Source organism: Amycolatopsis sp. NBRC 101858 (assembly GCF_030269325.1).
Lineage (GTDB): Bacteria > Actinomycetota > Actinomycetes > Mycobacteriales > Pseudonocardiaceae > Amycolatopsis > Amycolatopsis ponsaeliensis.
Map to the genome: position 1 here is coordinate 2,638,400 of NZ_BSTD01000001.1, position 26,344 is coordinate 2,664,743.

At 71.7% G+C, this 26,344-nt stretch carries 24 protein-coding genes; 15 read left to right on the forward strand and 9 right to left on the reverse strand.

Features of this window, described 5'->3' with window-relative positions:
- Nucleotide 1: 1 nt before the first annotated feature.
- Nucleotides 2–1,174, reverse strand: coding sequence for a homogentisate 1,2-dioxygenase (locus tag QSK39_RS12840; protein ID WP_285477812.1), 1,173 nt, complete (start codon nt 1,172–1,174; stop codon nt 2–4).
- 85 nt (nt 1,175–1,259) lie between these two features.
- Here QSK39_RS12840 and QSK39_RS12845 point away from each other — a divergent pair, with 85 nt between their 5' ends.
- Together QSK39_RS12845 and QSK39_RS12850 are read left to right on the forward strand one after the other, a co-directional pair.
- Nucleotides 1,260–2,114: a hypothetical protein gene (locus tag QSK39_RS12845; RefSeq protein WP_285478011.1), complete on the forward strand. Its 855-nt coding sequence runs from the start codon at nt 1,260–1,262 to the stop codon at nt 2,112–2,114.
- Entirely contained in the window at nt 2,111–2,746 is a 636-nt protein-coding gene (locus tag QSK39_RS12850) for an IclR family transcriptional regulator (protein WP_285477813.1), read from the forward strand. The genes QSK39_RS12845 and QSK39_RS12850 overlap by 4 nt, the downstream gene beginning before the upstream one ends.
- Here the strand turns inward: QSK39_RS12850 and QSK39_RS12855 are convergent.
- Nucleotides 2,743–3,405 (reverse strand): DUF998 domain-containing protein, encoded by a 663-nt coding sequence (locus QSK39_RS12855; protein WP_285477814.1) that lies wholly within the window; start codon nt 3,403–3,405, stop codon nt 2,743–2,745. The two genes, QSK39_RS12850 and QSK39_RS12855, sit on opposite strands and share 4 nt — an antisense overlap.
- 56 nt (nt 3,406–3,461) lie before the next feature.
- On the reverse strand, nt 3,462–4,049 hold the full coding sequence (locus QSK39_RS12860) for a TMEM165/GDT1 family protein (RefSeq protein ID WP_284749995.1): 588 nt from the start codon (nt 4,047–4,049) through the stop codon (nt 3,462–3,464).
- Between the two features lie 186 nt (nt 4,050–4,235).
- Between QSK39_RS12860 and QSK39_RS12865 the strand changes: the two genes are divergently transcribed.
- From QSK39_RS12865 to QSK39_RS12885, 5 genes are all read left to right on the forward strand, one after another.
- Nucleotides 4,236–5,195 (forward strand): S41 family peptidase, encoded by a 960-nt coding sequence (locus tag QSK39_RS12865; RefSeq protein ID WP_285477815.1) that lies wholly within the window; start codon nt 4,236–4,238, stop codon nt 5,193–5,195.
- Nucleotides 5,196–5,274: 79 nt separating this feature from the next.
- Nucleotides 5,275–6,747: a cytochrome ubiquinol oxidase subunit I gene (locus QSK39_RS12870; protein ID WP_285477816.1), complete on the forward strand. Its 1,473-nt coding sequence runs from the start codon at nt 5,275–5,277 to the stop codon at nt 6,745–6,747.
- A 126-nt stretch (nt 6,748–6,873) separates the two neighbouring features.
- Nucleotides 6,874–7,881 carry a cytochrome d ubiquinol oxidase subunit II gene (gene cydB / locus QSK39_RS12875; protein ID WP_285477817.1) on the forward strand — a complete coding sequence of 336 codons (1,008 nt, stop codon included), beginning with the start codon at nt 6,874–6,876 and terminating at the stop codon, nt 7,879–7,881.
- Entirely contained in the window at nt 7,878–11,468 is a 3,591-nt protein-coding gene (locus QSK39_RS12880) for a thiol reductant ABC exporter subunit CydD/CydC (protein ID WP_285477818.1), read from the forward strand. Before cydB ends, QSK39_RS12880 begins: the two co-directional genes overlap by 4 nt.
- Nucleotides 11,469–11,527: 59 nt before the next feature.
- On the forward strand, nt 11,528–12,694 hold the full coding sequence (locus QSK39_RS12885; RefSeq protein WP_285477819.1) for a GAF domain-containing sensor histidine kinase: 1,167 nt from the start codon (nt 11,528–11,530) through the stop codon (nt 12,692–12,694).
- A gap of 198 nt (nt 12,695–12,892) precedes the next feature.
- On the opposite strand, the gene QSK39_RS12890 is transcribed toward QSK39_RS12885, so the two are convergent.
- Nucleotides 12,893–13,519, reverse strand: coding sequence for a response regulator (locus QSK39_RS12890; protein WP_284749973.1), 627 nt, complete (start codon nt 13,517–13,519; stop codon nt 12,893–12,895).
- 283 nt (nt 13,520–13,802) lie between these two features.
- Here QSK39_RS12890 and QSK39_RS12895 point away from each other — a divergent pair, with 283 nt between their 5' ends.
- Nucleotides 13,803–14,285, forward strand: coding sequence for an excalibur calcium-binding domain-containing protein (locus QSK39_RS12895; protein ID WP_285477820.1), 483 nt, complete (start codon nt 13,803–13,805; stop codon nt 14,283–14,285).
- Nucleotides 14,282–14,920 (forward strand): class F sortase, encoded by a 639-nt coding sequence (locus QSK39_RS12900; protein WP_285477821.1) that lies wholly within the window; start codon nt 14,282–14,284, stop codon nt 14,918–14,920. Before QSK39_RS12895 ends, QSK39_RS12900 begins: the two co-directional genes overlap by 4 nt.
- On the opposite strand, the gene QSK39_RS12905 is transcribed toward QSK39_RS12900, so the two are convergent.
- Entirely contained in the window at nt 14,917–17,175 is a 2,259-nt protein-coding gene (locus tag QSK39_RS12905) for a helicase-associated domain-containing protein (RefSeq protein WP_285477822.1), read from the reverse strand. The two genes, QSK39_RS12900 and QSK39_RS12905, sit on opposite strands and share 4 nt — an antisense overlap.
- Before the next feature lie 14 nt (nt 17,176–17,189).
- A complete protein-coding gene (locus tag QSK39_RS12910; protein ID WP_285477823.1) occupies nt 17,190–17,966 on the reverse strand; it encodes an excalibur calcium-binding domain-containing protein in 777 nt (258 codons plus the stop codon).
- A gap of 192 nt (nt 17,967–18,158) precedes the next feature.
- Between QSK39_RS12910 and QSK39_RS12915 the strand changes: the two genes are divergently transcribed.
- From QSK39_RS12915 to QSK39_RS12925, 3 genes are read left to right on the forward strand one after another with little or no spacing between them, the layout of a single operon-like run.
- Nucleotides 18,159–19,544, forward strand: coding sequence for a 3'-5' exonuclease (locus tag QSK39_RS12915; RefSeq protein ID WP_285477824.1), 1,386 nt, complete (start codon nt 18,159–18,161; stop codon nt 19,542–19,544).
- A gap of 25 nt (nt 19,545–19,569) precedes the next feature.
- A complete protein-coding gene (locus QSK39_RS12920) occupies nt 19,570–20,130 on the forward strand; it encodes a P-loop nucleotide/nucleoside kinase family protein (protein ID WP_285477825.1) in 561 nt (186 codons plus the stop codon).
- Between the two features lie 24 nt (nt 20,131–20,154).
- Nucleotides 20,155–20,448: a DUF3024 domain-containing protein gene (locus tag QSK39_RS12925; RefSeq protein WP_285477826.1), complete on the forward strand. Its 294-nt coding sequence runs from the start codon at nt 20,155–20,157 to the stop codon at nt 20,446–20,448.
- A gap of 1 nt (nt 20,449) precedes the next feature.
- On the opposite strand, the gene QSK39_RS12930 is transcribed toward QSK39_RS12925, so the two are convergent.
- Nucleotides 20,450–20,767: a nucleotide pyrophosphohydrolase gene (locus QSK39_RS12930; protein ID WP_285477827.1), complete on the reverse strand. Its 318-nt coding sequence runs from the start codon at nt 20,765–20,767 to the stop codon at nt 20,450–20,452.
- Between the two features lie 133 nt (nt 20,768–20,900).
- On the opposite strand from QSK39_RS12930, the gene QSK39_RS12935 reads away from it, so the two are divergent.
- The 3 genes from QSK39_RS12935 to QSK39_RS12945 all read left to right on the forward strand — a co-directional run bounded on the left by QSK39_RS12935 (nt 20,901) and on the right by QSK39_RS12945 (nt 24,987).
- Nucleotides 20,901–21,821: a nitrate- and nitrite sensing domain-containing protein gene (locus QSK39_RS12935; RefSeq protein WP_285477828.1), complete on the forward strand. Its 921-nt coding sequence runs from the start codon at nt 20,901–20,903 to the stop codon at nt 21,819–21,821.
- A gap of 88 nt (nt 21,822–21,909) precedes the next feature.
- Nucleotides 21,910–23,235: a DUF6880 family protein gene (locus tag QSK39_RS12940; protein ID WP_353051045.1), complete on the forward strand. Its 1,326-nt coding sequence runs from the start codon at nt 21,910–21,912 to the stop codon at nt 23,233–23,235.
- 243 nt (nt 23,236–23,478) lie between these two features.
- A complete protein-coding gene (locus QSK39_RS12945) occupies nt 23,479–24,987 on the forward strand; it encodes a hypothetical protein (RefSeq protein ID WP_285477829.1) in 1,509 nt (502 codons plus the stop codon).
- A gap of 3 nt (nt 24,988–24,990) precedes the next feature.
- On the opposite strand, the gene QSK39_RS12950 is transcribed toward QSK39_RS12945, so the two are convergent.
- Both QSK39_RS12950 and coaA read right to left on the reverse strand, forming a co-directional pair.
- The gene (locus tag QSK39_RS12950) at nt 24,991–25,146 is read right to left on the reverse strand and encodes a hypothetical protein (protein WP_285477830.1); all 156 of its coding nucleotides are present in this window, start codon (nt 25,144–25,146) and stop codon (nt 24,991–24,993) included.
- 229 nt (nt 25,147–25,375) lie between these two features.
- Nucleotides 25,376–26,308: a type I pantothenate kinase gene (gene coaA / locus QSK39_RS12955; RefSeq protein ID WP_285477831.1), complete on the reverse strand. Its 933-nt coding sequence runs from the start codon at nt 26,306–26,308 to the stop codon at nt 25,376–25,378.
- Nucleotides 26,309–26,344: the final 36 nt, after the last annotated feature.

A 26,344-nucleotide genomic window follows, 5' to 3' on the forward strand; every position in this document is an offset into this window, starting at 1 on the left:
ACTATGTCTTAGGGCCGCGGCGCGACCACGTCCACGCGTAACCGGGGTCTTCGGACGCGTCGGCGGCTTCGCCGAGCTCCAGCGGCGCGAACGTGTCGACCATGACCGCGGTCTCGTCGAAGAACTCCGCGCCGATCGACGCCTCCGCCGCGCCCGGCTGCGGGCCGTGCGTGAAGCCGGACGGGTGCAGCGAAAGCGAGCCGACGCCGATCCCGGAGCCCTTGCGGGCCTCGTAGTTGCCGCGCACGTAGAACATCAGCTCGTCGGAGTCGACGTTCGCGTGGTTGTACGGCACCGGGATCGAGTCCTCGTGGTAGTCGACCTTCCGCGGGCAGAAGGAGCAGACGACGAAGTTCGGGCCCTCGAACGTCTGGTGCACGGGCGGTGGCTGGTGCACGCGGCCGGTGATCGGCTCGAAGTCGTCGATGTTGAACGCCCACGGGTAGAGGCAGCCGTCCCAGCCGACGACGTCGAAGGGGTGCGTCGCGTACGTGTAGCGGGTCAGGCCCGCGCGGTGGCGCACCAGGACCTCGACGTCCTCGCCGTCTGCCAGCAGCGGCTCGGCCGGCCCGCGGACGTCGCGCTCGCAGTACGGCGAGTGCTCCAGGAACTGGCCCTTCGCCGACAGGTACCGCTTCGGCGGCCCGATGTGCCCGCGCGCCTCGAGGATGAAGAGGCCGACCTCGCCGTGCGGGACGACGCGGTAGGTGCACGACGTCGGGAGCACGAGGTAGTCGCCGTCGCCGATCTCGAGGCTGCCGTAGATCGTCTCGACGGTCGCGGAGCCGCCCTGGACGTAGAACAGCTCGTCGCCGGCCGCGTTGCGGTAGAGCGGGCTCGGTGCGGTCGCGGTGACGAACCCGATGGTGACGTCGTTGTTGCCGAAGAGCCGGCGCCGGTCGGTCACCGCATCGGCTTCGCCGCCGAACTTGAGGTCCCGGGTCTGGAACGCCCGCGGCTTGAGCGGGTGGTTCGGGGTCAGCCGCCCGCGGTCCTCCTCGACCGCGACGGCGTCGACGATCGCCGTCGGCAGGCCGCGGTGGTAGAGCAGCGCGGAGTCGGCGGAGAAGCCCTCGACGCCCATCAGCTCCTCGGCGTAGAGGCCTCCGCCGGGCTTCCGGAACGCGGTGTGCCGCTTGTGCGGGATCTCACCTACTCGCCGGTAGTAAGGCATCGCCGACCCCTTCTGACCTGTCCGTTGTGCGAACGATTTTGTCCTCATGTCGTACGCTACTAGCGTGTCAGTCGTGTCAAGCGCTGTGGAACTCACGCCCCCCGGCCCCCGTGGAATTCCTCCCCTGTTCGCGAGGCTCGTCGACGACTCGGCGTTGTTCCCTCCGGGCGATGCGGCCATGCCCGAAGCCCTGCGCGCGCACTTCGCGAGCCGGGAGTCCGAGCACGCCGGTGTACTGGGGGTCTTCCTCTGCCAGGCCTCCCGGCTGCCGGAGCTGATCACCGAGTTGATCAAGATCAAGCCGAAGCAGCCACTGCCGCTCTCGCTGATCATCGACACCGGCCTCGGCGGCGTCCCGAAGGCGATCTCGATCGTCGAGTCGCGCAGCGAGCTGCTCGCGCTGCGGATGGTCGAGATGCCGGCGCCGTCGGACGTCGACGAGGTCTGGCTGGAGCGCGTCTCGGAGTTCGTCCCGGAGGACGTCATCCGCGTGGTCGAGCCGCGGCGGGGCGTCGGCTGGCTGGACGGCGTGCGGAAGGTCATCGAGCACGGCAGCTGGCCGAAGATTCGCTGCGGCGGCAAGGCGGGCGAGAACTTCCCGAGCGTCGACGAGGTGGCGGACTTCCTCGCGGTCGTCAGCGGGTCGACCGGCGCGTCGTTCAAGGCGACGAACAGCCTGCACCGCGCGGTCCGGCACGCCGACCCCGACACCGGCTTCGTGCACCACGGCTTCCTCAACCTCCTCGTGGCCTCCGGGCGCAGCCTCTCCGGCGGCGACGTCCGGGCCGCGCTGGAGTCGACCGATGCCGAAGCGCTGGCCGAAGAGGCTCGCGGGTTGTCCGAGCAGGCCGCGAAGGCCGTCCGGGCGCTCTTCGCGTCGTACGCGGCTGCTTCGTTCGAGCAGCCGGTCGCCGACATGGGCGAACTCGGCTTGCTGTGACCGGCCGGGAGGGGTCGCTGACGCTCGACCGGGGCTTGGCGCTGCTGCAGGCAGTGGCCGACGCCGGCGGCGACGCGGCGACCATCTCCGAGCTGGCCGTGGCCATCGGGGCCAGCCGCGCGGCCGTCTACCGGCTGCTGGTGCCGTTGTCGGAGCGCGGGCTGGTCTGGCGGGACGGCACCAAGGTCCGGCTCGGCGTCGGCCTGCTCCGGCTGGCCGGGCAGGTGCTCCCGCAGCTGCGGGACGCGGCGGGGCCGGTACTGCGCGAGCTGGCCGAGAAGGTCGGCGCGACGGCGCACCTCTCGGTCGCGCAGGGGACGCAAGCGCTTGCGGTGGCCGTCGTCGAGCCGTCGTGGACGAGCTTCCACGTCGCTTACCGCGTCGGCAGCAGGCACTCGCTGACGTCGGGTGCGGCCGGCAAGGCGATGTCCCTGCGCCCGGGCGGCGACGGCTGGGTGACGTCGACGGGCGAGCTGGAGGCGGGCGCGTCCGGCGTCGCGGCGCCGGTCCGCGGGGTGCCGGGCCTGAAGGCGAGCGTCGGCGTCGTCTCGATGGAGCCGCTCAAGGCCGCCGAGGTGGGCCCGCAGGTCGTCGCGGCCGCCGTGCGGCTGGCCGACATCCTGCGTGCTTAGCGGCGCGAAACCGCCAGCAGCGGCCGGACCATGGTCAGCAGCAGGGCGACGTCGATCGAAAACAGCAGGCGCTCGAACAGGCCCAGCGTGACATCCTGCTGAGCGGGGCCGACGACCAGCGTGACGACGAACCCGGCGAGCACCACGCCGATGGCGGCGAAGCTCGCCGTGGCGAGCCGCCGGATCGTCGTCCGGCGCGGCTCCCACGGGCAGCGCTCGCGGCCTTTCCGCGTGAGGACGAACGCGGCGGCCGGCAGCGCGACGAACGCCGTGAGAGCGGCGATGTTGTGGACCTGTCCGGAGAGCGAACGCGCCTGCCCGTCGGGGTCCACGGGCACGAGCCCGCACACGAGCAGCCCGGCCGACCAGACGCCGACCAGCACGCAGACGGCGGTGGTGCCCGGCCGGTGGGCCTTCGCGATGCCGGCGAGCAGGGCGACCGAGCCGAGCGACAGGGCCAGGCACATCACGCTGAACAGGGGAGCGGCCGACGCCGAGCCGAGCTTGCCGTAGACGTACTCCGACAGCGTCTGCCAGATCGGGCTGACCTGGCCGGAGAGCCGCAGGTGCAGGTCGATCGAGATGGCCACGGCGAGGCCGATGCCCCCGAGCGCGATCCGGCCGTGCAGCGGCGAGACCGCGGGCAATGGCTTGTTCACCTGGCTTCCACCCTTTCGTTTCCGAAAGGTTACCTGGTGAACCTGTGAACCAGCGGTCAGAAGGCCAGCTGGAGCAGGGCGAACGCCGCGAACCCGGCGAACACGAAGCCGGCGCAGCGCTGGATCAGCTTCGGGCGGATCCGGCTGCGGATCTTCGCGCCGATGAACACCGCGAGCCCGGCCACGACGATGAGTGCGGCGAACGCGCCGACGCCGACGGCGACGGGGTTGCCGATGCGGGCGGCGAGACTCGCCGTCGCGAGCTGGGAGGCGTCGCCCCACTCGGCGGCGAAGAGCACCCCGAACGACGTCATCGCGGAGCGCAGGAAGGACAGCGGGGCGGGGCCGACACGCGAAGCGTCTTCGCCTGCTTCGTCCGCTTCGCTGAATCCCTCGCGAAGGAGCATGAAAGAGCCGAGGCCGAACATCGCGGCGACGACCAGGGAAAGGACCACGTCCGGCAACAGCGTCAGCACACTGCCGAACGCGACCGCGATGACGCATTGCACGGCGAACGCCGCGCAGACCCCGGCGAATACCGGGCCACCTCGGAAACGGGTGGTCAGCACCAGGGTCGCGACCAGCGTCTTGTCCGGCAGCTCCACGGCGAGGACCAGGCCGAACGCGCTGATCAGCGCCACCATCGCGGAAGTCATGAGTATTTGTCGCCCCTTTCACTGCAACGATAAAGGGGGGATTCAGAACGGCGCAAGCTGATGGCTTGCGCGAAATTGCCGGATCGGCGGTCATGAATTTGTCATCAAGCCGCGTCGCACAATTTTCTTCGGTATGCCGAAAATTCGATTGTGGGCTGCGGTAGGTTGTCGGCCATGGGGTCTGAGGCGCGTACTGCGCAGGTCGAAGAGGTCATCCGCCGGTTGGAAGCGCACTACGTGTTCCCGGACGTCGCGGCGAAGCTGGCAGAAGTGCTTCGCGAGCGTCTCGGCGAAGGCGCGTACAGCGGACTGGGCGACGCGGAATTCGCGACGCTGGTCACAACCGACCTGCAGTCGGTGAACGGCGACCAGCACCTGCGCCTGCGGCACCACGTCGACCCGGTCGCCGAAGACGGCGACGCGGCCGTGAACTCCGACGGGTTCCGGGTCGAGGCCGAGCTGGAGGGGTTCGGCATCGCCGAGGTCAAGAGACTCGCCGGCAACGTCGGCTACCTCGACACGACCATGCTCTACCCGCCGGAGCTGGCCGGCCCCGCGATCGCGGCGGCGATGACGCTGCTCGCGCCCACGGACGCCCTCCTGCTGGACGTGCGCCGCAACCGCGGCGGCACCCCCGGCACGAGCGCGCTGCTGCAGACCTACCTCGTCGACGAGCAGGTCCACTACCTCGACATCTACGAGCGCGAGGGCCACCAGACCATCCAGATGTGGACGCTGCCCTACGTCCCGGGCCTGCGGTTCGGCGGCACCAAGCCGGTCTGGGTGCTGACCGGGCCGCGGACGTTCTCCGGCGGTGAGGATCTCGCGTTCTCGCTCCAGCAGCAGGGCCGGGCGAAGACGGTCGGGGAGGCCACCCGCGGCGGCGCCCACCCGCGTGAGCAGTACAAAGTGGACACCTACCTCGACGTGACCGTGTCGATCGCGCGCTCGTTCCACCCGGAGACGGGGGAGAACTGGGAAGGCACCGGCGTCCGCCCGGACCTGCCGGTGGCCGCGGACCGGGCGTTCGACACGGCGTACGCGCTGGCGCTGGAGCACGTCCTCGGGCTGGGCTCCGCCGGGCCGCGGCGCACGGTGGCGGACGAGGCGCGGCAGGCACTCGACCAGCTGTAGTCACCCAGGACGTTGGTCCTGCACCAGAGGGGACCACTTGATCTGGCCGTGACCTCGGCCCCGGAGCACGCTGGACCACGTGGAGGTCCTAGAGCTAGCGCGGTGGCAGTTCGGCATCACCACCGTCTACCACTTCCTGATGGTCCCGCTGACCATCGGGCTGTCGATCCTGGTCGCGGCGGTGCAGACCCGCTGGGTCCGCACCGGCGAGCTGCGGCACCTGCAGATGACGAAGTTCTGGGGCAAGCTGCTGCTGGTCAACTTCGCGATGGGCGTCGTGACCGGCATCGTGCAGGAGTTCCAGTTCGGGATGAACTGGAGCGCGTACTCGCGCTTCGTCGGCGATGTCTTCGGCGCGCCGCTCGCGATGGAAGGGCTCGTCGCGTTCTTCGTCGAGTCGACCTTCCTCGGCCTGTGGATCTTCGGCTGGGACCGGCTGCCGAAGAAGGTGCACCTGGCGTGCGCGTGGGCGTTTTCGCTGGCCACGATGGCGTCGGCGTACTTCATCCTGGCCGCGAACTCGTGGATGCAGCACCCGGTCGGCGTGACGTTCGAGAACGGCAAGCCGACGATGAACTCGATCTGGGCGGTGCTGACGAACAACACGGCGCTGGCCGCGATCCCGCACACCCTGGCCGGCGCGTTCTCGGTGGCGGCGGCGTTCCTGGTGGGCGTCGCGGGCTGGCACCTGTGGCGCCGCGGCGACCACGCCGACGTGTGGCGGTCGTCGCTGCGCCTGGGCGGCTGGGTCGGCGTCGCGGCGTTCGCGGTCCTCGCGATCACGGGTGACACGCAGGGCAAGCTGATGTTCGAGCAGCAGCCGATGAAGATGGCGTCGGCGGAAGCGCTGTGCCACACGGAAAAGCCGGCGAGCTTCTCGATCATCGCGATCGGCGACGTGGCCGGGTCGAACTGCGAGGACGTCAAGACGTTCAACGTGCCCGCGCTGCTCTCGTTCCTGGCCCACAACGACTTCAAGACCGAGGTCAAGGGCGTCGAGGACCTGATCACCGAGTACCAGGCGAAGTACGGCACGAACTACCCGGACGACCCCGCGCTCGGGTCGCTGGCCGGCAAGCCGATCGACTACGTGCCGAATCTGCCGGTGACGTACTGGGGCTTCCGGATGATGATCGGCTTCGGCGCGGTGTCGGCGGGCATCGGCGTGCTGGCCCTGTGGCTGACGCGCCGGGGCCGGATTCCCGGCGGCCGCTGGTTCCCGCTGCTGGTCCTGGGCGGCATCGCGACGCCGTTCCTGGGCAACAGCGCGGGCTGGATCTTCACGGAGATGGGCCGTCAGCCGTTCGTGGTCGTCCCGAACCCCTCGGGCGTCGACGGGGTGTGGATGTTCACGGCGCAAGCGGTGTCGCGGCTGACGACGGGTGAGGTCTGGACGTCCCTGATCGCGCTGACCACGGTGTACGCGGCGCTGGGCGTGGTGGAGCTGTACCTGATGCGCAAGTACGTCCGCGGCGGGGTCGACGCGGTGATGCCGCCGCCGAAGAAGGACTCCGACAAGACCGAAGGCGACACGCTCGCCTTCGCGTACTGAGGTGGTGGACTCGATGGACACCCACAGTGCTGGTGTCTTCACTCTCGTGAGTTACCCACAGTCGACCTGTGGACAACTCGGCAGGTTGTGGATAACTCACGGCTACCGTGCCGGAGGAGGGGCCCGATGACGCTCGCCACGGTCTGGTTCGTCGTCATCGCCTTCTTCTGGCTCGGCTACCTCTTCCTCGAAGGCTTCGACTTCGGCGTCGGCATGCTGCTGCCCGTTCTCGCGCGCGACAACACCGAGCGCCGCGTCATGGTCAACACCATCGGGCCCGTCTGGGACGGCAACGAAGTCTGGCTCATCGTCGCCGGTGGAGCCATGTTCGCGGCCTTCCCCGCCTGGTACGCCGGCCTCTTCTCGGCCGCCTACCTGCCGCTCCTGGTCGTGCTGCTCGCCCTCATCGGCCGCGGCGTCGCGTTCGAATACCGCGGCAAGGTCGACTCCGAGCGCTGGCGGCGCACCTGGGACCGCGTGATCATGCTCGGCTCGTGGGTCGCTTCGCTGGGTGCCGGCCTCATCCTCGCGACCACCGTCCTCGGCCTGCCCCTCGATGCCGAAGGCAACCGCGTCGGCTCCGCGTTCGCCGCGTTCCGCTGGGACACGCTCCTCGGCGCGGTCGCCATCGCTGCCTTCTCCCTCGCGCACGGCGCGGCGTTCCTCGCCCTCAAAACCAGCGGTGACCTGCGAGAACGTGCGCGCGGACTGGCGCTGCGGCTCCTGCCGATCGCCATGGTGCCGATCGTCGCGTTCCTGTCGGTCGTCCAGTGGCGCGAAGGCACCCTGTGGACACTGCTCTCGTTCGGGATCAGTGCTCTCGCCGCGGCGGTCGCGTGGCTGCGGCTGCGGGCCGACCGCGACGGCCAGGCCTTCGCCGCGCTCGCCGTCGTCATCGCCGGGGTCGCCGTCACGATGTTCGGGGCGCTCTTCCCGAACGTGCTGCCCTCGACGCTCGACGCCGCCAACACCCTGACCATCGAAGGCGCCGCGTCGAGCCCGTACACGCTGACCGTGATGACCTGGGTCGCCGTCTTCGGGGCCCCGGCCGTGCTGGTCTACCAGGGCTGGACGTACTGGGTGTTCCGCAAGCGCATCGGCACCCAGCACATCCCAGCGGTGCACGCGCCATGACCGAGCTTCCCGGCCACGCTCCCCTTTCCGCCTCGGAGTCCACAGTGGACTCGGCGCGGCCGGGAAAGGGCCCGCTCGGCGCATTGCCGGCCCTCGTGCCGGCCGTGCGCCGAGCGCTGGCCCTGGTGGGGTTCCTGTCGTTCTTGAACGCCGCCGCGCTGGTGGCCCAGGCATTCCTGCTCGCCGACGTCCTCGCGGCGATCGTCGGAGCAGGATCCGGGGGACGCACCGCCCAGCTGGCCGCGCTGCTCGCGCTCGTCGTGACGCGCGCGTTGACCGGCTGGGCGGTGCGCACGGTTTCCGCCCGAGCCGCCGCGACCGCGCAACGCGAGCTGCGTGCGAAAGCCGTCGAGCACGCGCTGCGCCTCGGCCCCGAGTGGATCGCCCGCCGCGGCCACGGCGAGCTGACCGCGCTCACCACCCGCGGCCTCGACGCGCTCGACGCGTACTTCCGCGAATACCTGCCCGCGCTGGTGACGGCGGCGGTCGTGCCGCTCGGCGCCGGCGCGGCGATCCTGTTCGCCGACTGGCCGTCCGGCGTGATCGTCGCGCTCACGGTGCCGCTGCTCCCGGTGTTCGCGATCCTCGTCGGCAAGTACACGGCCGGGCGCGTCGCCGGCGCGACCGACGCGACGCACCGGATGTCCGAACGGCTCCTGGAACTCGTGCGCGTGCTGCCGGTGCTGACCGCGTTCCGCCGCGCCGCCGCGCAGGGCGAGACGGTCCGGCAGCTGTCCGAACGCCACCGCCGCGCGACGCTCAAGACGTTGAAGGTCGCGTTCTCCTCGGCGTTCGTGCTCGAACTGATCGCGACGCTGTCGGTCGCGCTGGTCGCGGTGGTGATCGGCGTCCGGCTCGCCGGCGGGAACCTGCCGCTGGCCATCGGGCTCGGCGTGCTGATCCTCGCGCCGGAGTGCTACCAGCCGCTGCGCGCGGTCGGCGCCGCGTTCCACGCCAGCGAGGACGGCGTGGAAGCGGTCCGGCGCGTCGCCGACCTGCTGGCCGAGCCGGTGCCTGCCGCCGGCGCCGCGCTCGTTGATGGCCGCGAGCTGCGGGTTTCCGCTTTGCGGGTGGCGCGCCGCGGCGGGTTCGCGCCGGACGGCGAGACGTTCACGGTCCGCCCGGGCGAGACGGTCTGGCTCCGCGCCCCGAGCGGCGGCGGCAAGTCGACGACGCTTTCGGTGCTGCTCGGGTTCGTCCCGGCCGCCGACGGTGCCATCACGGTCGGTTCGACGAACCTGGCCGACGCCGACCTCACGCGCTGGCGCGAGCAGGTCGCGTGGGTGCCGCAGTCGCCGGTGTTCACCGGCGGCACGGTCCGCGACGAGATCGGCTCCGGCGCGTTGCTCGACGAACTCGGCCTGACCGGGCTCGCGGACCGGCCGGTGGCCCGGCTTTCGCTGGGGCAACGCCAGCGCGTGGTGGTCGCCCGGGCGCTTCAGCGAGTTCGGGACGGTGCCTGGCTCCTCCTGCTCGACGAGCCGACGGCCCACCTGGACGAGGCCAACGCGCGGCTGGTCCTCGACGCGGTCCAGCGAGCGGTCGACGGCGGCGCCGCGGCGATCATCGCGGCCCATGAGCACACGGCGGCGGTCGACCTGCCGTCCGAGGTGTCTCCTCTCGCTGCGGAGTCCACTGTGGACGCTCCGGCGTCGCCGATCCCGTGGCGGGCCCTGCTCGACGGCCGGCTCTTCGGCGGCGCGGCACTGGGCGCGTTGGCGCTGCTGGCCGGCGTGGCGCTGACGGCGACTTCGGGCTGGCTGATCGCCAGGGCGTCGCAGCAGCCGCCGATCCTGACGTTGACGGTCGCGGTGGTCGGCGTCCGCGCGTTCGGCCTGGGGCGCGCCGGGCTGAGGTACGTGGAGCGGCTGGCCACGCACGACGCGGCGTTCCGCATCGCCGGCCGTCTCCGGGTGCGGCTGTGGAACGCGCTCGTCCGGCTCGGTCCCGCCCGGGGCCTGCGCGCGGGCGAGGGGCAGCGTCGGTTGGTCGCCGACGTCGACACGGTCCGCGACCTGCTGCCGCGGGTGGTGTCGCCACCGCTGGTGGTGGCACTGGTCGCGGCGGGCGCGATCGCCGTGCAGACATGGGTCTTGCCTGCGGCGGGCATGGCGCTCGCGGCGGCGGTGGCGGTGGGGTTGTGCGCACCGTGGGTGGCATTGCAGGCCGAGCGCCGCGCGACGACGGCGCTGGCGAACGGCCGTCGCGAAGTGGCGACGCGAGTCCTGTCGCTGTTCGAGGCGGCGGCGGAGCTACTGGCATTCGGCACGGATCGCGACCACCGCCAGGCGCTCACGCAGGCGGACACGCGCCTGGCGGGCCAGGCACGCCGCCAGGCGTTCGGCGCGGGGGCGGCGGAAGCACTGATCACATTGGCCTGCGGAGCGGGCGCGGTGGTCAGCACGGCACTGGCCGCCCAGGCAGTCGCGGCTGGCGCGCTCGACGCGGTACTCGCGCCGTTGCTGGCATTGGTGCCGCTGGCGTTGACGGAGGTGCTGGCACTCCTCCCGCCGGCAGCGCAGAACTGGGACACGCTCCAGACCGCTCGGCAACGCCTGGCCGACACGCCAACGCAGGGCCCGCGGATCGGTGAGAACCGGCAGCAGGTCGCGCCGGACGCGGCAGAGGCCGGGCAAGTCGGCGAGTTGGTCGAGGCTCGGCACCTCGCTGCGCCGAGGGAAATTGCGCTGCGGCAGCGCGGTGTGCCGATCGAGGTCGGGGTCGGGCCGCGCGGTGTGCCGGTTGAGGTCGGGGTCGGGTTGCGTGGCGAGCCGGTCGAGGCTCGGCACCTCGCTGCGCCGGAGGAAGCTGGGGTCCGGCCGCGGGGTGAGTCGGTCGAGACTGGTTCGCGTGGCGCAGCTGTCGGAGTTCGGCGCCGTGATGCGCCGGTCAGGCCGAGCCGTATGCCGGTTGGGTCGCGTGGCAAGTCTGCCGAGGTTCGGCGCCGCGCTGCGCCGGTTGAGGCTGGGGGCCGCGTGACTTTGCGGGGGGCTGATCTTGGCTGGCCGGGTGGGCCCGTCGTTCTGCGCGCGGTCGATCTTGACCTGGCGCCCGGCACCTACGCCGCCGTCGTGGGGCCGAGTGGGGCCGGCAAGTCGACTCTTGTTGCCGCTCTGCTGGGCTTTCTCGCTCCCCGGCGCGGTGTCGTCTCCGTCCCGGATGGAGTTGCCTGGGCGCCGCAGGAGCCGATGCTTGCGGGTACCACCGTTGCCGAGAACCTGCGTCTTGCGCGGCCGACTGCGACTGCCGAAGACCTGCGCGAAGCGTTGCGGCAGGCCGGGCTTGCCGAGCTCGATCCGGCGACCTTGCTGGGCAGTGGCGGCAGCGGGCTTTCCGGTGGCCAGGCACAACGCGTCGCGCTGGCTCGGGCGTTGCTAGGGGCGTCGTCGGCGGGGCTTGTGCTGCTCGATGAGCCGACCGCTCACCTCGACGAGCCGACGGCCCAGGTCGTGCGCGCGCACCTGCGTGTGGCGCTCGCCGGCCGGACCGTGGTGCACGTGACCCACCGCGCGGAAGAAGCCGACGGCGCGGACCTGGTCCTGGAGGTCCGCGACGGCCGGGTTGTCGAGCGGGTGCCGGTGCCGTGATCGATTCTCGAAGCGTGCTTGGCGCGCCGCCGCGGCGCCGCGCGATAATGACGGAACTCATGGATCCGACGCTTGCCGCGCGGGCACTGTCCGCCGCCACCGAGATCACGAGCACCGCCCTGTCCGGCGACGACCCGGGAGCGGTGCTCGACACGGTCGTCGCCCGCGCGGCCGAGCTCGCCGACGCCGATCTGGGCCTGGCCATGGTCAGTGCCGACGACGGCCGGGTGGTGGTCGAAGCCGCCCACTACGCCACCGCCCACCCGGCGACACCCGAAGGCGAGACGGACGCGACCCTGCGCGGGCTTGCCCTCCCCGCGGACTCCGCTGCCGGACGGGTGGCGCGCGGCGGAGAGCCCGTCGCCAGCGCCGACTTCACCGTCGACCCGCGGACCGCGCCCTACGTCCCCGCCGAGCTCCACGGCTATGGGCCCTTCGCCGCCGCGCCGTTCGGGTCCGGGGGCCGGGTTCTCGGGGCGCTCACCGTCTACCGGAAGCAGGGGCGCGAGCCGTTCTCCGCCGGCACCGTCGAGATGCTCGTCGCCTTCGCCGCCCAAGCCGGGGTCGTCCTCGCACTCGCCGAAGGCGCCAACGCCCGCCACCGCGTCGCGCTCTACGAAGAGCGGGAACGGATCGCTCGCGAACTCCACGACGTCATCGTCCAACGCCTCTACGGCGCCGGGATGCAGCTCGACCGGGTTCGGCGCAACATGCGCAAGCGGTTCGCCCAGGCCGACGGCGCGCGCCTTTCGGACGCCATCGACCAGCTGGACCAGACCATCGAGGAGATCCGGGGCACCGTGCGCGCGCTGCGGTCGCCCGAACCTCGCCACGACACCGGCACGCCCACCGACCTCGCCGAGTCGGCGCGCGGCGAGGTCCGCATCGCCGGCGAGCTACTCGGGTACCCGCCGACCCTGGAGCTGTCCGGCGAATTCGCCGACATCCCCGCGGAACGCGCCGACCACATCCGGGCCGCCCTGCGCGAAGCTCTGTCCAATGTGGTCAGACACTCCGGCGCGAGCGAAACCCGCGTGACCCTGACCAGGGACTCCGTCGGCGTGAAACTCCGCGTCCGGGACAACGGTTCCGGCGTCCCCCAAGGCGTCGCCACCCGTGGCCTGCGCCATCTTGCCGAACGCGCGGACGCCGCCGGTGGCAAGTTCTTCCTGAACTCCTCGCCCAGCCTCGGCACGCTCGTCGCGTTCGACCTTCCACTTGCCTGAGCACGATCTACCCTTCTCGGGTCATCCCGCCTCCCTTCCTCGCCCTCATCGAAGATCGTACCGGCTTTTCGAACACCCATTCGACTCACATTCGAGTGAAAGTGGCACGGCAAAACCGCCGATCGAGATGGCGGACCGTGACGATCGCTGAAAAGGACGCAGCGAACGGCGGCTTGCGGACGTGGCGGCTGCGCGGAGTTACTTCTCCCGGCGCGCGATCCAGGCGGCGGCCTGCGTCCGGCGCTGCATGCCGAGCTTCGCCAGCACCGACGTGACGTAGTTCTTGACCGTCTTCTCGGCGAGGAACAGCCGCTCGGCGATCTCGCGGTTCGACAGGCCCTGGCCGATCAGCTCGAGCACGTCCCGCTCGCGCTCGGTCAGCGCCGCCAGCTCGTCCGTCGGCGGGTGCCGCATCTTGTCCAGCACCCGCGCCGTGCTCACCGGGTCCAGCAGCGACCGCCCGGCCGCGACCTCGCGGACCGCGTACACGACGTCCTGCCCTCGCACCTGCTTCAGCAAATATCCCGCGGCGCCGGCCATGATCGCGCCGACCATCGCCTCTTCGTCGTCGAACGCCGTCAGCATCAGGCACGCCGGCGGGTTCGGCTTGGACCGCAGTTCGCGGCAGAGCGTGATGCCGTCACCGTCGCCGAGGCGGACGTCGACCACCGCGACCTCCGGCTCGACGTGCATCGCCACCGCGAGCGCCTCTTCGACGCTGCTCGCCTCGGCGACGACCTCGATGTCGGGCTCGTCGCCGAGGAGGTCGCGGAGCCCGCGGCGGACCAGTTCGTGGTCGTCGACGAGCAGTACCTGGATCGGCATATCCCCAGGTTACGGGGTACACGCGCGCGGAGGTGACGGCTGGTCCGCACGTCACACCGGCAAATACCTCCAAAGTGTGACCACGGATCTCGTAACAAACCCGCCGGTATGCATTGTCGGCGCTGATCCCGCAGGTCAGCGGCGAATGGGGAAGAATCACGAGCCGGCGGCATTTTGGTGGGGCACTGGCGTTTCCGAAATTCTGGAATGGTTCGTAACAACCCCGCGCCAGCCACGATAGTTACCTCGCAATCGCCCCCATTCTTCCTGAAAGGACCTTCCGGTGTCCTTGTTTCGTCGTGCCCTGACGACGGCCGCGGCCGTCGCCGGGCTCGCTCTCCTCGGCCCCGTTTCCCTTGCCTCCGCACAGCTCGCGACGCCGCTCGCGGCTGACCTGAACTGCAAGAACTTCCAGTACCAGGAAGAGGCGCAGGCGGTCCTCGACGCGACGCCGGGCGACCCGAACAACCTCGATTCCGATCACGACGGAATCGCCTGCGAATCCCTGCCGCACCGTCCGCAGCAGAACACGACGACGGCCGAGCAGCCGTCGACCACGACGAAGACCCACACCGCCCCGAAATCCACCACGGCCAAGAAGTCCACGACGGGCAACCAGGTCAAGGTGAAGCCGGTCGGCGGCGTCGCCACCGGCGGCGGTGAGCCGGACGAGGACGTCCCCGCCTTCCTGGTGCTGAGCGGCGCGCTGCTCGCCGCGGCGGCGTCCGGCGGCATGGTGCTCTACCTGCGCCGGCGCACGAGTTGAGGCACCCGCGCCTGTGGCCGGCGGTCACGGCGGTCGTCGCCGCGCTCGGCGCGATCCTGGTGGTGGCCTCCGTCCTCGCCTTCTCGCCGCACCCGCCGGAGCCGGTCGCCCCGCCGTCCGCCACGCCTGTCGAGATCGCGCCGTCGGCCGTCACCACGTCGTCCGCCGACGCGCTCCCGGCGGCGAAACCGGCCTCCTTGAGCATCCCGGTGATCGGCGTGCGGGCCGACGCGATCAAGGACCTCGGGCTGACCTCGGGCGGTGAGCTCGAGGTCCCCGGCGACGCCACGACGGTCGGCTGGTTCACCGGCGCGCCGTCACCCGGCGAGGCCGGCCCGGCGGTGCTGGCGGCGCACGTCGACTACAAGCACGTGCCCGGCGCGTTCTCCCGGCTCAAGGACCTGCGCCCGGGCGAGCAGGCCAGGGTCGGCCGCACGGACGGCCGGACGGCGGTCTTCACCGTCTACCGCGTCGACCGCTACGCCAAGGCGGAGTTCCCGACGGACCAGGTCTACGGCGACACGGCCGACCCCGAACTGCGGCTCATCACCTGCGGCGGGGCGTTCGACCGGTCGAGCGGCAACTACCTCGACAACGTCGTGGTCTACGCGCGGCTCACCGGCGTCGAGGCCTAACCGAGCTCGATCCGGGCCAGCTCGAGCCGCCGGTACGCACGCTCGCCGAGCGACCAGACGTCCAGGACGTCGCCGTCGAGCTCGGGGTAGGCGATCACGAGCCGGGCGAGACCGTCCGGCGCCTGGTAGCCGATGTCCGCGGGGATGCCGGCTTCCAGCTGCCAGCAGAGTTGTTGCTGCTTCGGCGTGAGACGCCCGGCGTAGCGGTCGCTCATCGCCCGCGCGAGCTGCCCGCGCAGCAAGGCCGGGCCGCTCGCCGGCGCCGCGAGCAGCCGCTCCGCGTGGTCGAGGGGATCGGGTGGCCGGTCGCCGGGGCCGGCGTCGCGGATGGCGACCGTGGGCTCGGCGGGTTCGCGGGCGGGCAGCACGATGGTTCCGTCGGCGGCGTGGTGGGTCGGCGCGTATCCCGCGCTCCGCAACGCCTCGAGCGTGCCCGATGCGTCCACTGTGGACGTCAAGACGGTCGGCGCCACCGCGCGCAGGCCGAGTTTCGCCAGCTTGCGGTGCGCGGCCAGCTCGGCGAGCAACGCGGGTTCGCCGACGACGACGCTGGCGATGTCGAGCACCTGCGCCTCGCCGTGGCGCCGCGCGACGTCGTTGACCAGGTACACCAGCGGTTGCGGCAGCTCGCCCGCGGCGATCGCGCCCAGCTCGTCGAGCAGCTCGGCGGCTGTCGCGCCCTGGTCGAAGGCTCGCCGGACGCTCGCCGGGGAGAACCGCCAGCTGGTCGCGGTGCCCTGGGCCTCGCGGTCGGCGACGCGGTCGAGCGACGCGGCGAGCCGGGCGTCCGGCGACCCGGGCACGATCGCGGTCAGGTCGGTGCCGAACAACGCCGTCGTCCGCGCACGGGCGACCAGCTCGTCGGTGACTTCGACGAGCCCGTCGCCGGCGAGGAGAGCGCGGCCGGTCGCGGTGACGGCGCCGTGCGCGACGACGCCGAGGAGCTCGGCCACTTCGAGCGCGTCCCGGACGTGCCCGGCGAAGTCCTCGACCGGCAGCATCGGCGCGTGCCACTCGGCGAGCAGCGTCAGCGCGTCGACGTCGGCGATCGCGGCGCCGGGCTCGAGCCGCGTCAGCAACCGCACGACCAGCCGGCGCACCAGCGCGTCGACGTCCGTGCCGTACTCCGGCGGCACCGGCTCCCACCAGGTCGTCAGCAGCAGGCGGTAGAGCAGCGCGGGCCCGGGCCGGGCGAGGTCGGGGTCCGGCGCCAGCGTGGGCGGCGGTGCCTTCTGGCCGCGGCGCGGCGCGGGCGGCTCGTCGGCGAGCAGGAGTCCGGCCTGAGCCGCGAGGTCGATGGCCAGCTCGATTTCCGCGGGCGTCGCGCCGGTGTCCTTGGCGACCTTCTTGACGAGCCGCGCGCCGATCGTGCCGTCCTTGAGCAGCGGGAGCGGCTCCGCGCCGGCGAGTTCGAGGACGGCCGAGACGCGGTCGAGCAGCCGCAGCGCGGCAGCCGACGACGTGGCCTCGGCCGACTCGGCACCGATGTGCGTGACGCCGTACGACGGTTCGTCGGGGGTGAACGGCAGCTGGTGGTCCGGGCCGCGCAGGGCGAGCGACACCTCGATCGGCATGGCCGCGCTGCCGTAGTAGGTGCCGAACAGGAAGCCGTGCTCGAACGCCCAGCCCTCCGCGGTGTGGAAGGGCAGCACGCCCTCGGCCTCGGGAACGCCGTCGGCCATGTCCCGCAGCAGTTTCCGCGTCGGTTCGGGAGCGGTGCGGAACAGCTCGCGCACGCGGTCGCCGTCGCGGTAGAAGCGCAGGAGCTCCTGGCGGCCCTCGGGTAGCCCGAGGGCGTGGGACAGCTGCGCGGCGCGGCTCCGGCCGATCTCTTCGAGCAAGTCCGCGACGGGCTGACCGAGGCCTTCGGCGCCGAAGTTGTTCTTCTGCAGGAGGTCCGGGAGCCGGACGCCGCCGGGGTCGCGCCACAGCAGGGCTCGCTCGACGACTTCGTCCACAAAGGACTCGACGGTTTCGGTGTCAGTGCCGAGAAGCCTCGCGATTTCCGGGAGTGGCGTCGGCCGCTGCCCGAGCGCGTGACAAAGCTGGACGGCCCCCACGACCTGCACCTGCGGCAACGACAACCCGAGCACGGCCTCGTTCACGGACTCCGCGGAGGCAAGCCGCGCCGCGACGACGTCGAGCCGCCGTGGCCACGGGTCCTGCAGCACGTCGGGCCGGTGGGTCAGCAGTTTCGCCAGCTCTTCGCGGTCCAGGGCGGCGAGCCTGCCGACCAGCTCGTCGGCGGTGGTCATCGGCCCAGGTTAGATCACCGTTCGCAGGCCACGCCGTCGCCGTCACGGTCGAGAGCGGAGCGGTAGCCGGGCTCGCCGCGGTGCAGCGGGGCGGCTCCAGCGGCCTTCGCGGCAGTGCAGTTCTTGTAGTACACGGAGGAATCGGGCTCCGGTGCGGGCTCTTCCTCGGTGGTCCGCACCGGCGGGGCGACCGGGGCCGCCTTCGTGACCGGCGGTTCCGGCGTCGGCGTCGGAGTGGGCGTCGGTGCCGGGGCGTCGATGGTTCCGTTGCACGGCGGCGCCCACAGGCCGCTGGTCGCCTGCTTCGCCGCATTCTCGGCGGCCGCGAGCGCAGGCAGCGCGGCGTTCGTCGCGTACTTGAGATAGCCCTTTTGAATGGCGAGAGCCGCGTAGTCCTCGCCGCCGGCCAAGGTCAACGCGATGCCTTGCGCCGTTTCCGCGCCGAGCGTCACGGCTTTGCCGGAAAGCGTCGTGGTGGCCCAGGCGAGCGATTCCACCGAGTAGCACCCGGTGGTGCCGGCGGGCGCCGTGACACCGAGGACGTGCACCGTTTTGCTGGTGCCGTCACTGCCGTTCACGACCACGGTCGCGCCGTCGGTCACGGTGCCGATCGTGTAGGTGACGGGCACCGGAGCCGCGCTGGTCGCCGAGGTCGTCGGTGTCGTCGAGGGTGCCGGCGACGCGGCGGCCGTGGGCTTCGGTTCCGGGGCCTCGCCGAAGATCGCGCCCAGTACGAACAGGACGGCGAAGGCGGCCAAGACGATCTTCAGCCAGTTCGGAAAGCGTTTCATCCCGGGATTCCTTGTTCCTCGACGCGACGTGCCGACGGTGTACTCGCGAAAACTCCCGCCCTTGTTACGCACCGGCTCGTGATCGGCCATCAGTCGTTATCGGACGGATTGTTGCTGTCACGATCGCGTCACGAACAACGGTTCCGTGCGGAAAAGCTGTCACAACGCGCGGCCGGGAAACGACCAGCCGGCGTGATCGAATCCCTCTCGCTGCTCGGCGCGGGCGGCCACCCCGCGCACGGAACGGACTTCACCGCCGTCGACATCCGGACGACCGGGTTGCGCCCCGGGCGCGTCGTGGAGGTCGCCGCGGTGCGGGTCCACGCCGACGGTTCGATCGTCGGCGAGCTGACGACGCTGGTGGATCCCGGCGCCGGGATCCCACCCGGTCCGGCGCTCGTCCACGGCATCACGCGCGCCGAACTCGACGACGCGCCGTCGTTCGGCGCCGTGCTGGGGCCGCTGCTCGACCTGTGCGCCGGCAGCGTGATCGTGGCCCACGACCTGGCCTTCGTCACGGCTTTCCTCGACTTCGAAGTCAAGTTCCTCGGCGTCCGGATGCCCGTGCTGCCGGGCGTCTCGACGCTGGCGGCCGCGCGGTCGGTGGTGCGGCTGCCGAACTACCGGCTCGCCACCGTGGCTCACGCCCTGGGGGTGCCGACCCGGCCCGGGCAGTCGGCGCTGTCCGGCGCGCGGACGGTCGCCCAGCTGGTCACCGGACTGTTCGGGCGGTACGGGTTCACGTTCGCCGCGCCGCCGGTCTTTCCCGGTCTGCCGCGGTTCGCGGGCGGACGGCTGCTCCCGCGCGCCGAGGCGCTGCCGGTCGAGCCGGGGTGGATGGCCGAGGCCCTCGAGCGGATCTCGGCCGGCCGGAGCGGGGACGCCTACCTGGACCTGCTCGCCGAAGTCGTCGCGGACCAGCACCTGTCCTATGAGGAAGTGGCGGCCTTGGCCGCGTTGGCGACCGAGGCCGGGTTGTCCGAAGGGCGCGTGCGCTCGACGCACGAACTGCTCGTGACGGCCCTGCGGGAAATCGCGGAACGGGACGGCGTCGTGACCGCGGCGGAAGCGCGCGAGCTGCGCGAGGTCGCGACGGCGCTGGGGGTGGCCGGAGTCGACCTGCGGCCTTCGGCAGGCGGCAAGGCGACCCGGGTGCTGGTGCTCGGCACCACGGTGGCGGCGGACGGGATGCGCTCCCGCGTGCTCGCCGAGGGCGTCCAGCTGGCCAAGAAGCTGACCGCGAGCGTCACGCACCTCGTGGTCGACGCGTCGGTCCCGGCCACCGAGCCCCGCCTGGCGAGGGCGGCCGAGCTGGGTGCGGAGGTGGTCGACGTCCGCGCCGCACCGGTGGCGCTCGGGTTCGAGCCACCGCCGGCGGTGCTCGCGGCCGCTCCGGCCGGCCGGGTGCCGAAGGTGCTCGGTGGACGGGTGCTCATGGGGGTCGGACTGCTGCTGATGTTCATCGTCATCGTGGCGATGTTCAGCGGCGCGGCACTGGCGGCGGGGATCTTCCTGGCGGTACTGGGCGTCGGCGCCCTGCTCGGCGGCTGGCTGATCGCCGAGCCGGCGCCGCGGTGACCGGGACTTCGGTACGGTCGACCGGGTGCCGAGACTGATCCACTTGAACGGGCCGTCCGGGATCGGGAAGTCGACGATCGCGCGGACCTACGCCGAGCGGCATGCCGGGGTACTGAACCTCGACACCGATCGGGTCGTCTGCCTCATCGGGGGCTGGCGGGACACCTTCTTCGAGACCTTCAAGGCCGCGCAGCTGCTCACCCTCGCCATGGCCGAGGCGCACCTGCGGAGCGGGCACGACGTCGTCATGCCGCAGCTCGCCACCCGCGTGATCGACATCCAGGCCTTCGAGGACGTCGCGAAACGCTGCGGTGCCGAGTACCGGGAAATCCTGCTGACCGCCGACAAGTCCGTCGCCGGGGCCCGGTTCGCCGCGCGGGCCGCGAACGGTGATGCCGCCACCCAGGGGATCGACGACGTCGTCAACGGGCGCGGGGGGATCGCCGTGGTCGAGCGGATCCACGACCAGCTCGCCGCCTACCTCCCGCAGCGGCCCGGCTGCGCCGTCGTGCCCACTGACGGCCGTGATGCCGGGCAGACCTATGCCGATGTCGTCGCACTCGTCGACGGGGTTCGGACGCCCTGAGCCGCGTGCGGTTCACTGGACGCCATGACCGTGATTCCGGAGCTCGCGATGCGCCAGATCGAACGGTGGTGCGCCCAGCGGGTTCCCGAGGACCTCAAGGACCGGCTGCGGGTCGAGTGCCGGACGCTCGGCCGGACGGTCGCGATCGTCGAGCGGCGGGCCGGCGATCCCGAGTGGACCGAGCGGGAGATCGCCCGGCTGCACCTCGACGAGTTCGGGATCTGGTCGATGCTGCGGTCCGATGGCGACGGTGGGTGGCTGCCCGATCCGGACGGGCCCGTCGCCAGCACGCCGCCGCCGTTGCTCGCCGAGATCTGAGTCAGGACGGCGGCGGGAAGCGGACCTCGTTGCGGTCGATCTTCGCGTGCGCCGCGGCCGCCAGGTCGACGCCCAGGCGGTCGGCCAGCTGCAGCAGGTACAGCGTGACGTCCGCGATCTCGTCCAGGACGTTCGCCTCCAGCGCGGGATCTTCGCGCCACGCGTCGGACTCCGCCGGCGTCAGCCACTGGAACAGCGACGTCAGCTCGCCGACCTCGCCGGACAACGCCATCACGAGGTTCTTCGGGGTGTGGTAGGGCTCCCAGGCGCGGGCGGCCGCGAAACCGCGGAGGCGCTGGGTCACGTCGTCGAAGGTCACCCGGCGATTGTCCTCGGTGGTCACGGTGCGCTAACGGCCGTATGGCGGACTGCCGTTGACCGGTGAATCTCTCACTCAATAGGTTGCACTTGGTCGGGATGCTTGCGGGGCTTGAAGCACGGAAAGGAACGTCTTGAAGTACCTGCGATCCGTCCGCGGACGCATGCTGTGCATCGCGTTCGTCCCGGGCGGTGCGCTCGTCGTGGTGGCCGTCGTGATCGCGTTCTTGCTGGTCCACCAAGCGAACCGGACGCGCGACAGCGCCATGGACGCGGCCGACGCCGCGGGCCGGACCGCCCGGGTCGTCGTCGACCTGCAGGGTCAGCGGAGCGAGGCGATGTCCGCACCCGACCAACGGACCGCCGCGTACGCGAATTTCACCCAGCGGATCGACTCCGCCATCGCCGGGCTGCGCGAGTACACCCGCCGCGCGCCCGATGCGGAATCCGCATACCAGCAGACCACCGCCGTCGAGCTGCTTTCCGTCGCCGAAGGCATGGATCGGTCCGATTCCCTCGCCCTGGCGGGGATCGACGGCGTGACGCGGCGGCCGTTCACCGAGGCCGTGGCCGCCTACCGGACCGAACTGGACCGGATTGCGCCGCAGCTCACCGAAAGTGGCCGTATCGCGTACGAGTCGCTGACCCGCAGCGCCGATTGGAGCAGGCTCGCCGCCGCCGAGGACGCGTTCGCGGCCGGCGAGCCGTTGCCCATCCCCGAATCGACGTGGCGCAGTGCTGCCTACACGGTTTCCCAGCAGCTCGGCGTCCTGTACTCGCAGCAGAGCCAGTACGCCGTGCAGCTGACCCTCGACGACGGCCGCCGCACGCTGGCCGGCGCGATCGCCGCTAGCTCGGCCCTGCTGCTGGGGGCCGGGCTCCTGCTCGTCGTCGTGCGGCGGCTCGTCGCGCGCGTGCCGGTGCCGGTCGTCCCGATCATGGTGCCGACCATGCAGGCGGCCATCCCGCGACCCCGCCACGCACGGTTACGGCGGCCGCGCGTGCCGGAGCCGTGGCCGATGAAAGCCGTGCTCGACGACTTGCGGCGCCGATGATGACCTCACGCAGAGTCACCGGTTACGCCGAAAAGAGCACGCGGTTGGCCCACACGCGCGCTTGCCGGGCTCGGGCAGACTGGTCCGCGTGAGTCCCCCCTCGGATCTTCGCCCCTACCTGCGCACTTTGGACGCGGAGACGCTGGCGGACCTGCTGCACGCCCAAGCCGAGCGTGACCCTGAGTTGCGGCATTCGCTCGAACTGCGCGCGGCCACCCAATCCGGTGACGTCAGCGAGGCGCACCGGCTGCTCGACACCGCGGTGACCGACGGGAACGGCGAGTACACCGCGAAAGTCGGCGCCGTCCTCGACACGCTGCAGCGGATGCTCGACCTCGGGAGCCGCGCGGACCTGGCCCCGCTCGCCCGCCGCACGGTCGACGACATCAGCGAGGTGCTCGAACAGTCCGGCGACCACACCGGCGACCTCGGCGACCGGCTGGACCGCGCCGTGGCGCTGTACGCCCGCGCGTGCGCCGCCCGGCCGCCGGACCCGGAGAAGCTGGCCGACTGGATCCTCGAGGTCGAGTTCGACGGCCCGGGCCGCCCGTCGATCGACCTCGCCGACTTCGCGACGGCGCTGGGCGAGCCCGGCCTGCGCCGGATCAAGTCCACTGTGGACGACGTGCTGACGGCGGGCGGCCCCGGGCACCGCCGGGACGTCGCCGAACGGCTGCGGGAACAGCTGGCCGAGGTGCTCGGCGACGTCGACGAGCTGGTCGCGATCCTGTCCGCCAAGCCGCCGCGGCGCGACGTCAGCCTCAAGATCGTCCGGGTGCTGCGGGCCGCCGGGCGGCACAGCGAGGCCATCGCGCACGCCGCCCGCGCGCTCACCCACGACAAGACCCCGAAGCCGCCCGAACCCGAAGACGAAACTTCCCGCCGTCGCAAGGACTTCGACGCGCACCCCGACCGCGAGACGTTCGCCGCGCTGCGCGAAGCCGCGACCACCGACGGGAAGTGGACGACGCAGCGCCGGGCCGCGCTGGCCCGCCTGCGCGAGCTGGCCGCCGAGGGCACCGGGCACGCCGACGAGCTGGCCCGCGTCCTGCTCGACGACGGCCGTCCCGACGAGGCCTGGCGCGCGTGCGTCCGGTTCGGGGCGTCGCCGGAGCTGAAGCTCGAACTGGCCGAGCAGCGCGCCGCCGAGCACCCGGCCGAGACGATCCCGGTCTTCCGCGAGCACGTCGAAGAGCTCATCGAGCGCAAGGACCCGCAGGCCTACCAGGAAGCCGCGCGCCGGCTGAAGCTGTTGCGCACCTTGCACAAGCGGGCGGAAAACCCGGACGAATTCACCGCTTACCTCGCGGCGCTGGTGGAAACCCACCGCCGGAAAACCCGGCTGATCACGGAAATCCGCACCGCGCGAATCGCGTTGCCGAAAGCCGTATCTTCCCCGCGCGCACCTCGTTGACCCTGCTGAACCGGTGTTTCACGTGCACCGGGATCAGCGAAGTTCCGCCAAGGCGGCGACGCTCTTGGCCAGCGATGTCGCGGTGGCCCTGTTCCGCCGTCCGGCTCGGCGCCTCCCCGCCGAGCACGCGGCGGGACCCGCGCCAGGGCCACCGCGACCAGCTCTGAGACATCCGGGGCTGCGCCCCGGGCCGGGGGCTCCGCCACCCGGAGCCCCCGAAAGCGCGCGTGAAAGCATGAGGGCATGAGCCCGGTGAGTCGCGCCCGCAAGAAGGCACCGCAGCCCGTCACCCACAGCGTGACCGGCCTTTTCAAGGACGTCCTGAACGACTTCTCGGCGCTGGGCGCCGACCCCGCGCCGGTCGACGTCGAGCTGCTCGCCTCCGAGGTCCTCGGCCAGTTCCACGACGTGCCCGCCGAAGAGGGCGACGAGCCGCTCGGCCTCGAGCTGATCGCCTTCGCGCAGCGCAAGATCACGCCGGGTGCCGCCGCGCTGCTGGCCGCCCTGAAGGTCGTCGCGGAGACCGACGTCGAGCGCAAGGCCGCCGAAGACGGCCTGCAGGTCGTCCTCGGCCGCGGCATCCCCGCGCCGGCCTGGGCCGACGACCTGGGCCAGGTCACCGCCGGCGAGTGCTGGCGGACCGGGGACGTCTACGGCGACGAGTCGTCCCTGCTCTGCGTCTTCACCCACGGCGACCAGGCGCACGGCCTGCTCGCCCTGCTCGACTTCACCGAGGGCGGCCGGGTGCGGGACCTCGTCGTGATCGAGCAGCCCGGGGAGGTGCTCGCCGAGATGCGGGCGCAGTCCGACGCCGACCCCGAGCTGGTCGTGCTGGAGGCCGTCGAGCCCGCCGAGGCGCACCGCCTGCTCGCCGACGGTCTCGACGCCACCGACCACCTCGACGAGGCCGACGTCAGCGAGGACTACGCGCGCTTCCACGCGGTCGCGCTGACGTGGAGCCGCGCGCTGCCGGAACCCTCGCTCGTCCCCGAGGTCGCCGAGTGGTCCGACACCGAGCGGGCCGCCGTAGTCGAGCAGTTCGTCGCCGCCAGCGGTGAAGACGCCGACGCCGCCCGCGCGATCGGGCGCCTGCTCCTCGAGCACGGCCTGGCCACCGACCCCGCGAACCCGCTGCGCGTCGGGCCGGAGAAGATCGCGCGGTTCCTCGAAGGCCTGCTGGGCGAGGAGTTCGAGCTCGACGCCGACCACGAGGAGGCCGTGGAGCCGGTCGTGCTGGCCTGGGTGCAGTGGACGGCGGACCGCGCCGGGCTCACCGGGACGGCCATCGCCGCGCTCGACGAGGCCGTCGCCGACTACCTGAGCGAGTACAACGACGAGGACGACTCCCCGCTGGAGCGCTACTTCGGCGACGTCGGCGACCTGTCGCCGACCGAGCTCGCGGACGCGCTGGAGCGCCGGATGTTCGCGGTGCCGTCGCTGACCACGGAGATCGAGGACGAGGAGGTCGACCTCGACCCCACCGACCCCGACCAGCGCCGCGCCCTGGTCATCGCCGAGGCCGACGAGGACGAGGAAGAGCAGCGGCTGGTGCTGCGCGCGACGGTCGTCGACCAGCTGTGGGACGACGAGCCCGCCGAAGCCTGGCAGGCCGCGCAGCGCCTGCAGGAGGGCGAACTCGACCGCGACGAGGTCTTCGAGCAGCTGATCGACGCGCTGGAAGGCAGCCTGCTGGAATCCGAAACGCTCGAATACGACGCCGACGCGTACGTGGCGGCGCTGGCGGAGCTCTGACGTCTAGGGGAGGGGGCTCGCCGGCTCGGCGGGCTTCTCCTTGCGCCGGCGCTCCTGGAGCCGGTCGTCGAAGTCGACGGCGAACGTGCCGGCGGCCATCGCGATCAGCAGCACCAGACCGAGCACCGCACCGACCCACGTGAGGACCATCGCGAACATCGTGGGCCTCCTCCCCAGCTCAGAGCCGTTTTCCTGACTCCTTCAGGGTCGCTTTCGCGCGGGGCTACCGGTATCGGCCAACCGGTTACGGCACCTCGGCCGTTCGGCCGGATTCCGGCGCGGAGAGTCGCGAGCGCACGACGAAGAGTGCCCGGCTGTTCGCCCAGCGTGGGAATGCCCGGCATGTGGGTGACGGGCCGCGTAACCGATCCGATGAATCGGGCCGGCGTCAGAGCTTGCGCAGGCGGACCCGGTTGATCGTGTGGTCGGCGTCCTTGCGCAGCACCAGCGTGGCCCGCGGGCGGGTCGGCTTGATGTTCTCCATCAGGTTCGGCTCGTTGATCGAGCGCCACAGGTGCCGCGCTTCGGCGCGGGCCTCGTCGTCGGGCAGGCCGGCGAAGTGGTGGAAGTGCGAGGCCGGGTCGGCGAACGCCGTGTGCCGCAGCTCGAGGAACCGCTCGATGTACCAGCGCTGGATGTCGTCGGTGTGCGCGTCGACGTAGATCGAGAAGTCGAAGAGGTCGGACACCATCAGCCGCGGGCCCGGCTGCAGCACGTTCAGGCCCTCGAGGATGAGGATGTCCGGCTGCTGCACGACCTGCTCCTGGCCGGGCAGGATGTCGTAGGCCAGGTGCGAGTACACCGGCGCGGAGACGCGCTCGGCGCCCGACTTCACCTCGGTGACGAACCGCAGCAGCGCGCGGCGGTCGTAGCTCTCGGGGAAGCCCTTGCGGTGCATGATCCCGCGCCGCATCAGCTCGGCGCGCGGGTGCAGGAAGCCGTCGGTGGTGACCAGGTCGACGCGGGGGTGGTCCGGCCAGCGGGCGAGCAGCGTGCGCAGGATGCGGGCGGTGGTCGACTTGCCGACCGCGACGCTCCCGGCGATGCCGATCACGTACGGGACCTTCGTGCCGCGGGAGTCGTCACCGAGGAACGTCGTGGTGGCTTCGTAGAGCCGCTGGCGCGCGGCGACCTGCAGGTTGATCAGGCGCGAAAGCGGGAGGTAGACGTCGGCGACCTCGGCCAGGTCGACCTGCTCCCCGAGGCCGCGCAGCCGCAGCAGCTCGGCCGCCGTCAGCGGCAACGGCGTCGAGCTTCGCAGTTCTTTCCATTGTTCCCGGTGCAGCTCGACATACGGGCTGAGTTCGCGGACCCGGGTCATCGCACACTCCTCCGGCCGTCGCCTGCACTGGCGGAC

Bases quoted from the DNA above. Each gene is read 5' to 3' on its own strand.
- QSK39_RS12905 (WP_285477822.1), bottom strand. From the start codon at position 17,175: ATGACCACCGCCGACGAGCTGGTCGGCAGGCTCGCCGCCCTGGACCGC.
- cydB (WP_285477817.1), top strand. From the start codon at position 6,874: ATGACGCTCGCCACGGTCTGGTTCGTCGTCATCGCCTTCTTCTGGCTC.
- QSK39_RS12950 (WP_285477830.1), bottom strand. From the start codon at position 25,146: ATGTTCGCGATGGTCCTCACGTGGGTCGGTGCGGTGCTCGGTCTGGTG.
- QSK39_RS12865 (WP_285477815.1), top strand. From the start codon at position 4,236: ATGGGGTCTGAGGCGCGTACTGCGCAGGTCGAAGAGGTCATCCGCCGG.
- QSK39_RS12880 (WP_285477818.1), top strand. From the start codon at position 7,878: ATGACCGAGCTTCCCGGCCACGCTCCCCTTTCCGCCTCGGAGTCCACA.
- QSK39_RS12885 (WP_285477819.1), top strand. From the start codon at position 11,528: ATGGATCCGACGCTTGCCGCGCGGGCACTGTCCGCCGCCACCGAGATC.
- coaA (WP_285477831.1), bottom strand. From the start codon at position 26,308: ATGACCCGGGTCCGCGAACTCAGCCCGTATGTCGAGCTGCACCGGGAA.
- QSK39_RS12860 (WP_284749995.1), bottom strand. From the start codon at position 4,049: ATGGTGGCGCTGATCAGCGCGTTCGGCCTGGTCCTCGCCGTGGAGCTG.
- QSK39_RS12910 (WP_285477823.1), bottom strand. From the start codon at position 17,966: ATGAAACGCTTTCCGAACTGGCTGAAGATCGTCTTGGCCGCCTTCGCC.
- QSK39_RS12945 (WP_285477829.1), top strand. From the start codon at position 23,479: ATGAGCCCGGTGAGTCGCGCCCGCAAGAAGGCACCGCAGCCCGTCACC.
- QSK39_RS12890 (WP_284749973.1), bottom strand. From the start codon at position 13,519: ATGCCGATCCAGGTACTGCTCGTCGACGACCACGAACTGGTCCGCCGC.
- QSK39_RS12840 (WP_285477812.1), bottom strand. From the start codon at position 1,174: ATGCCTTACTACCGGCGAGTAGGTGAGATCCCGCACAAGCGGCACACC.
- QSK39_RS12925 (WP_285477826.1), top strand. From the start codon at position 20,155: ATGACCGTGATTCCGGAGCTCGCGATGCGCCAGATCGAACGGTGGTGC.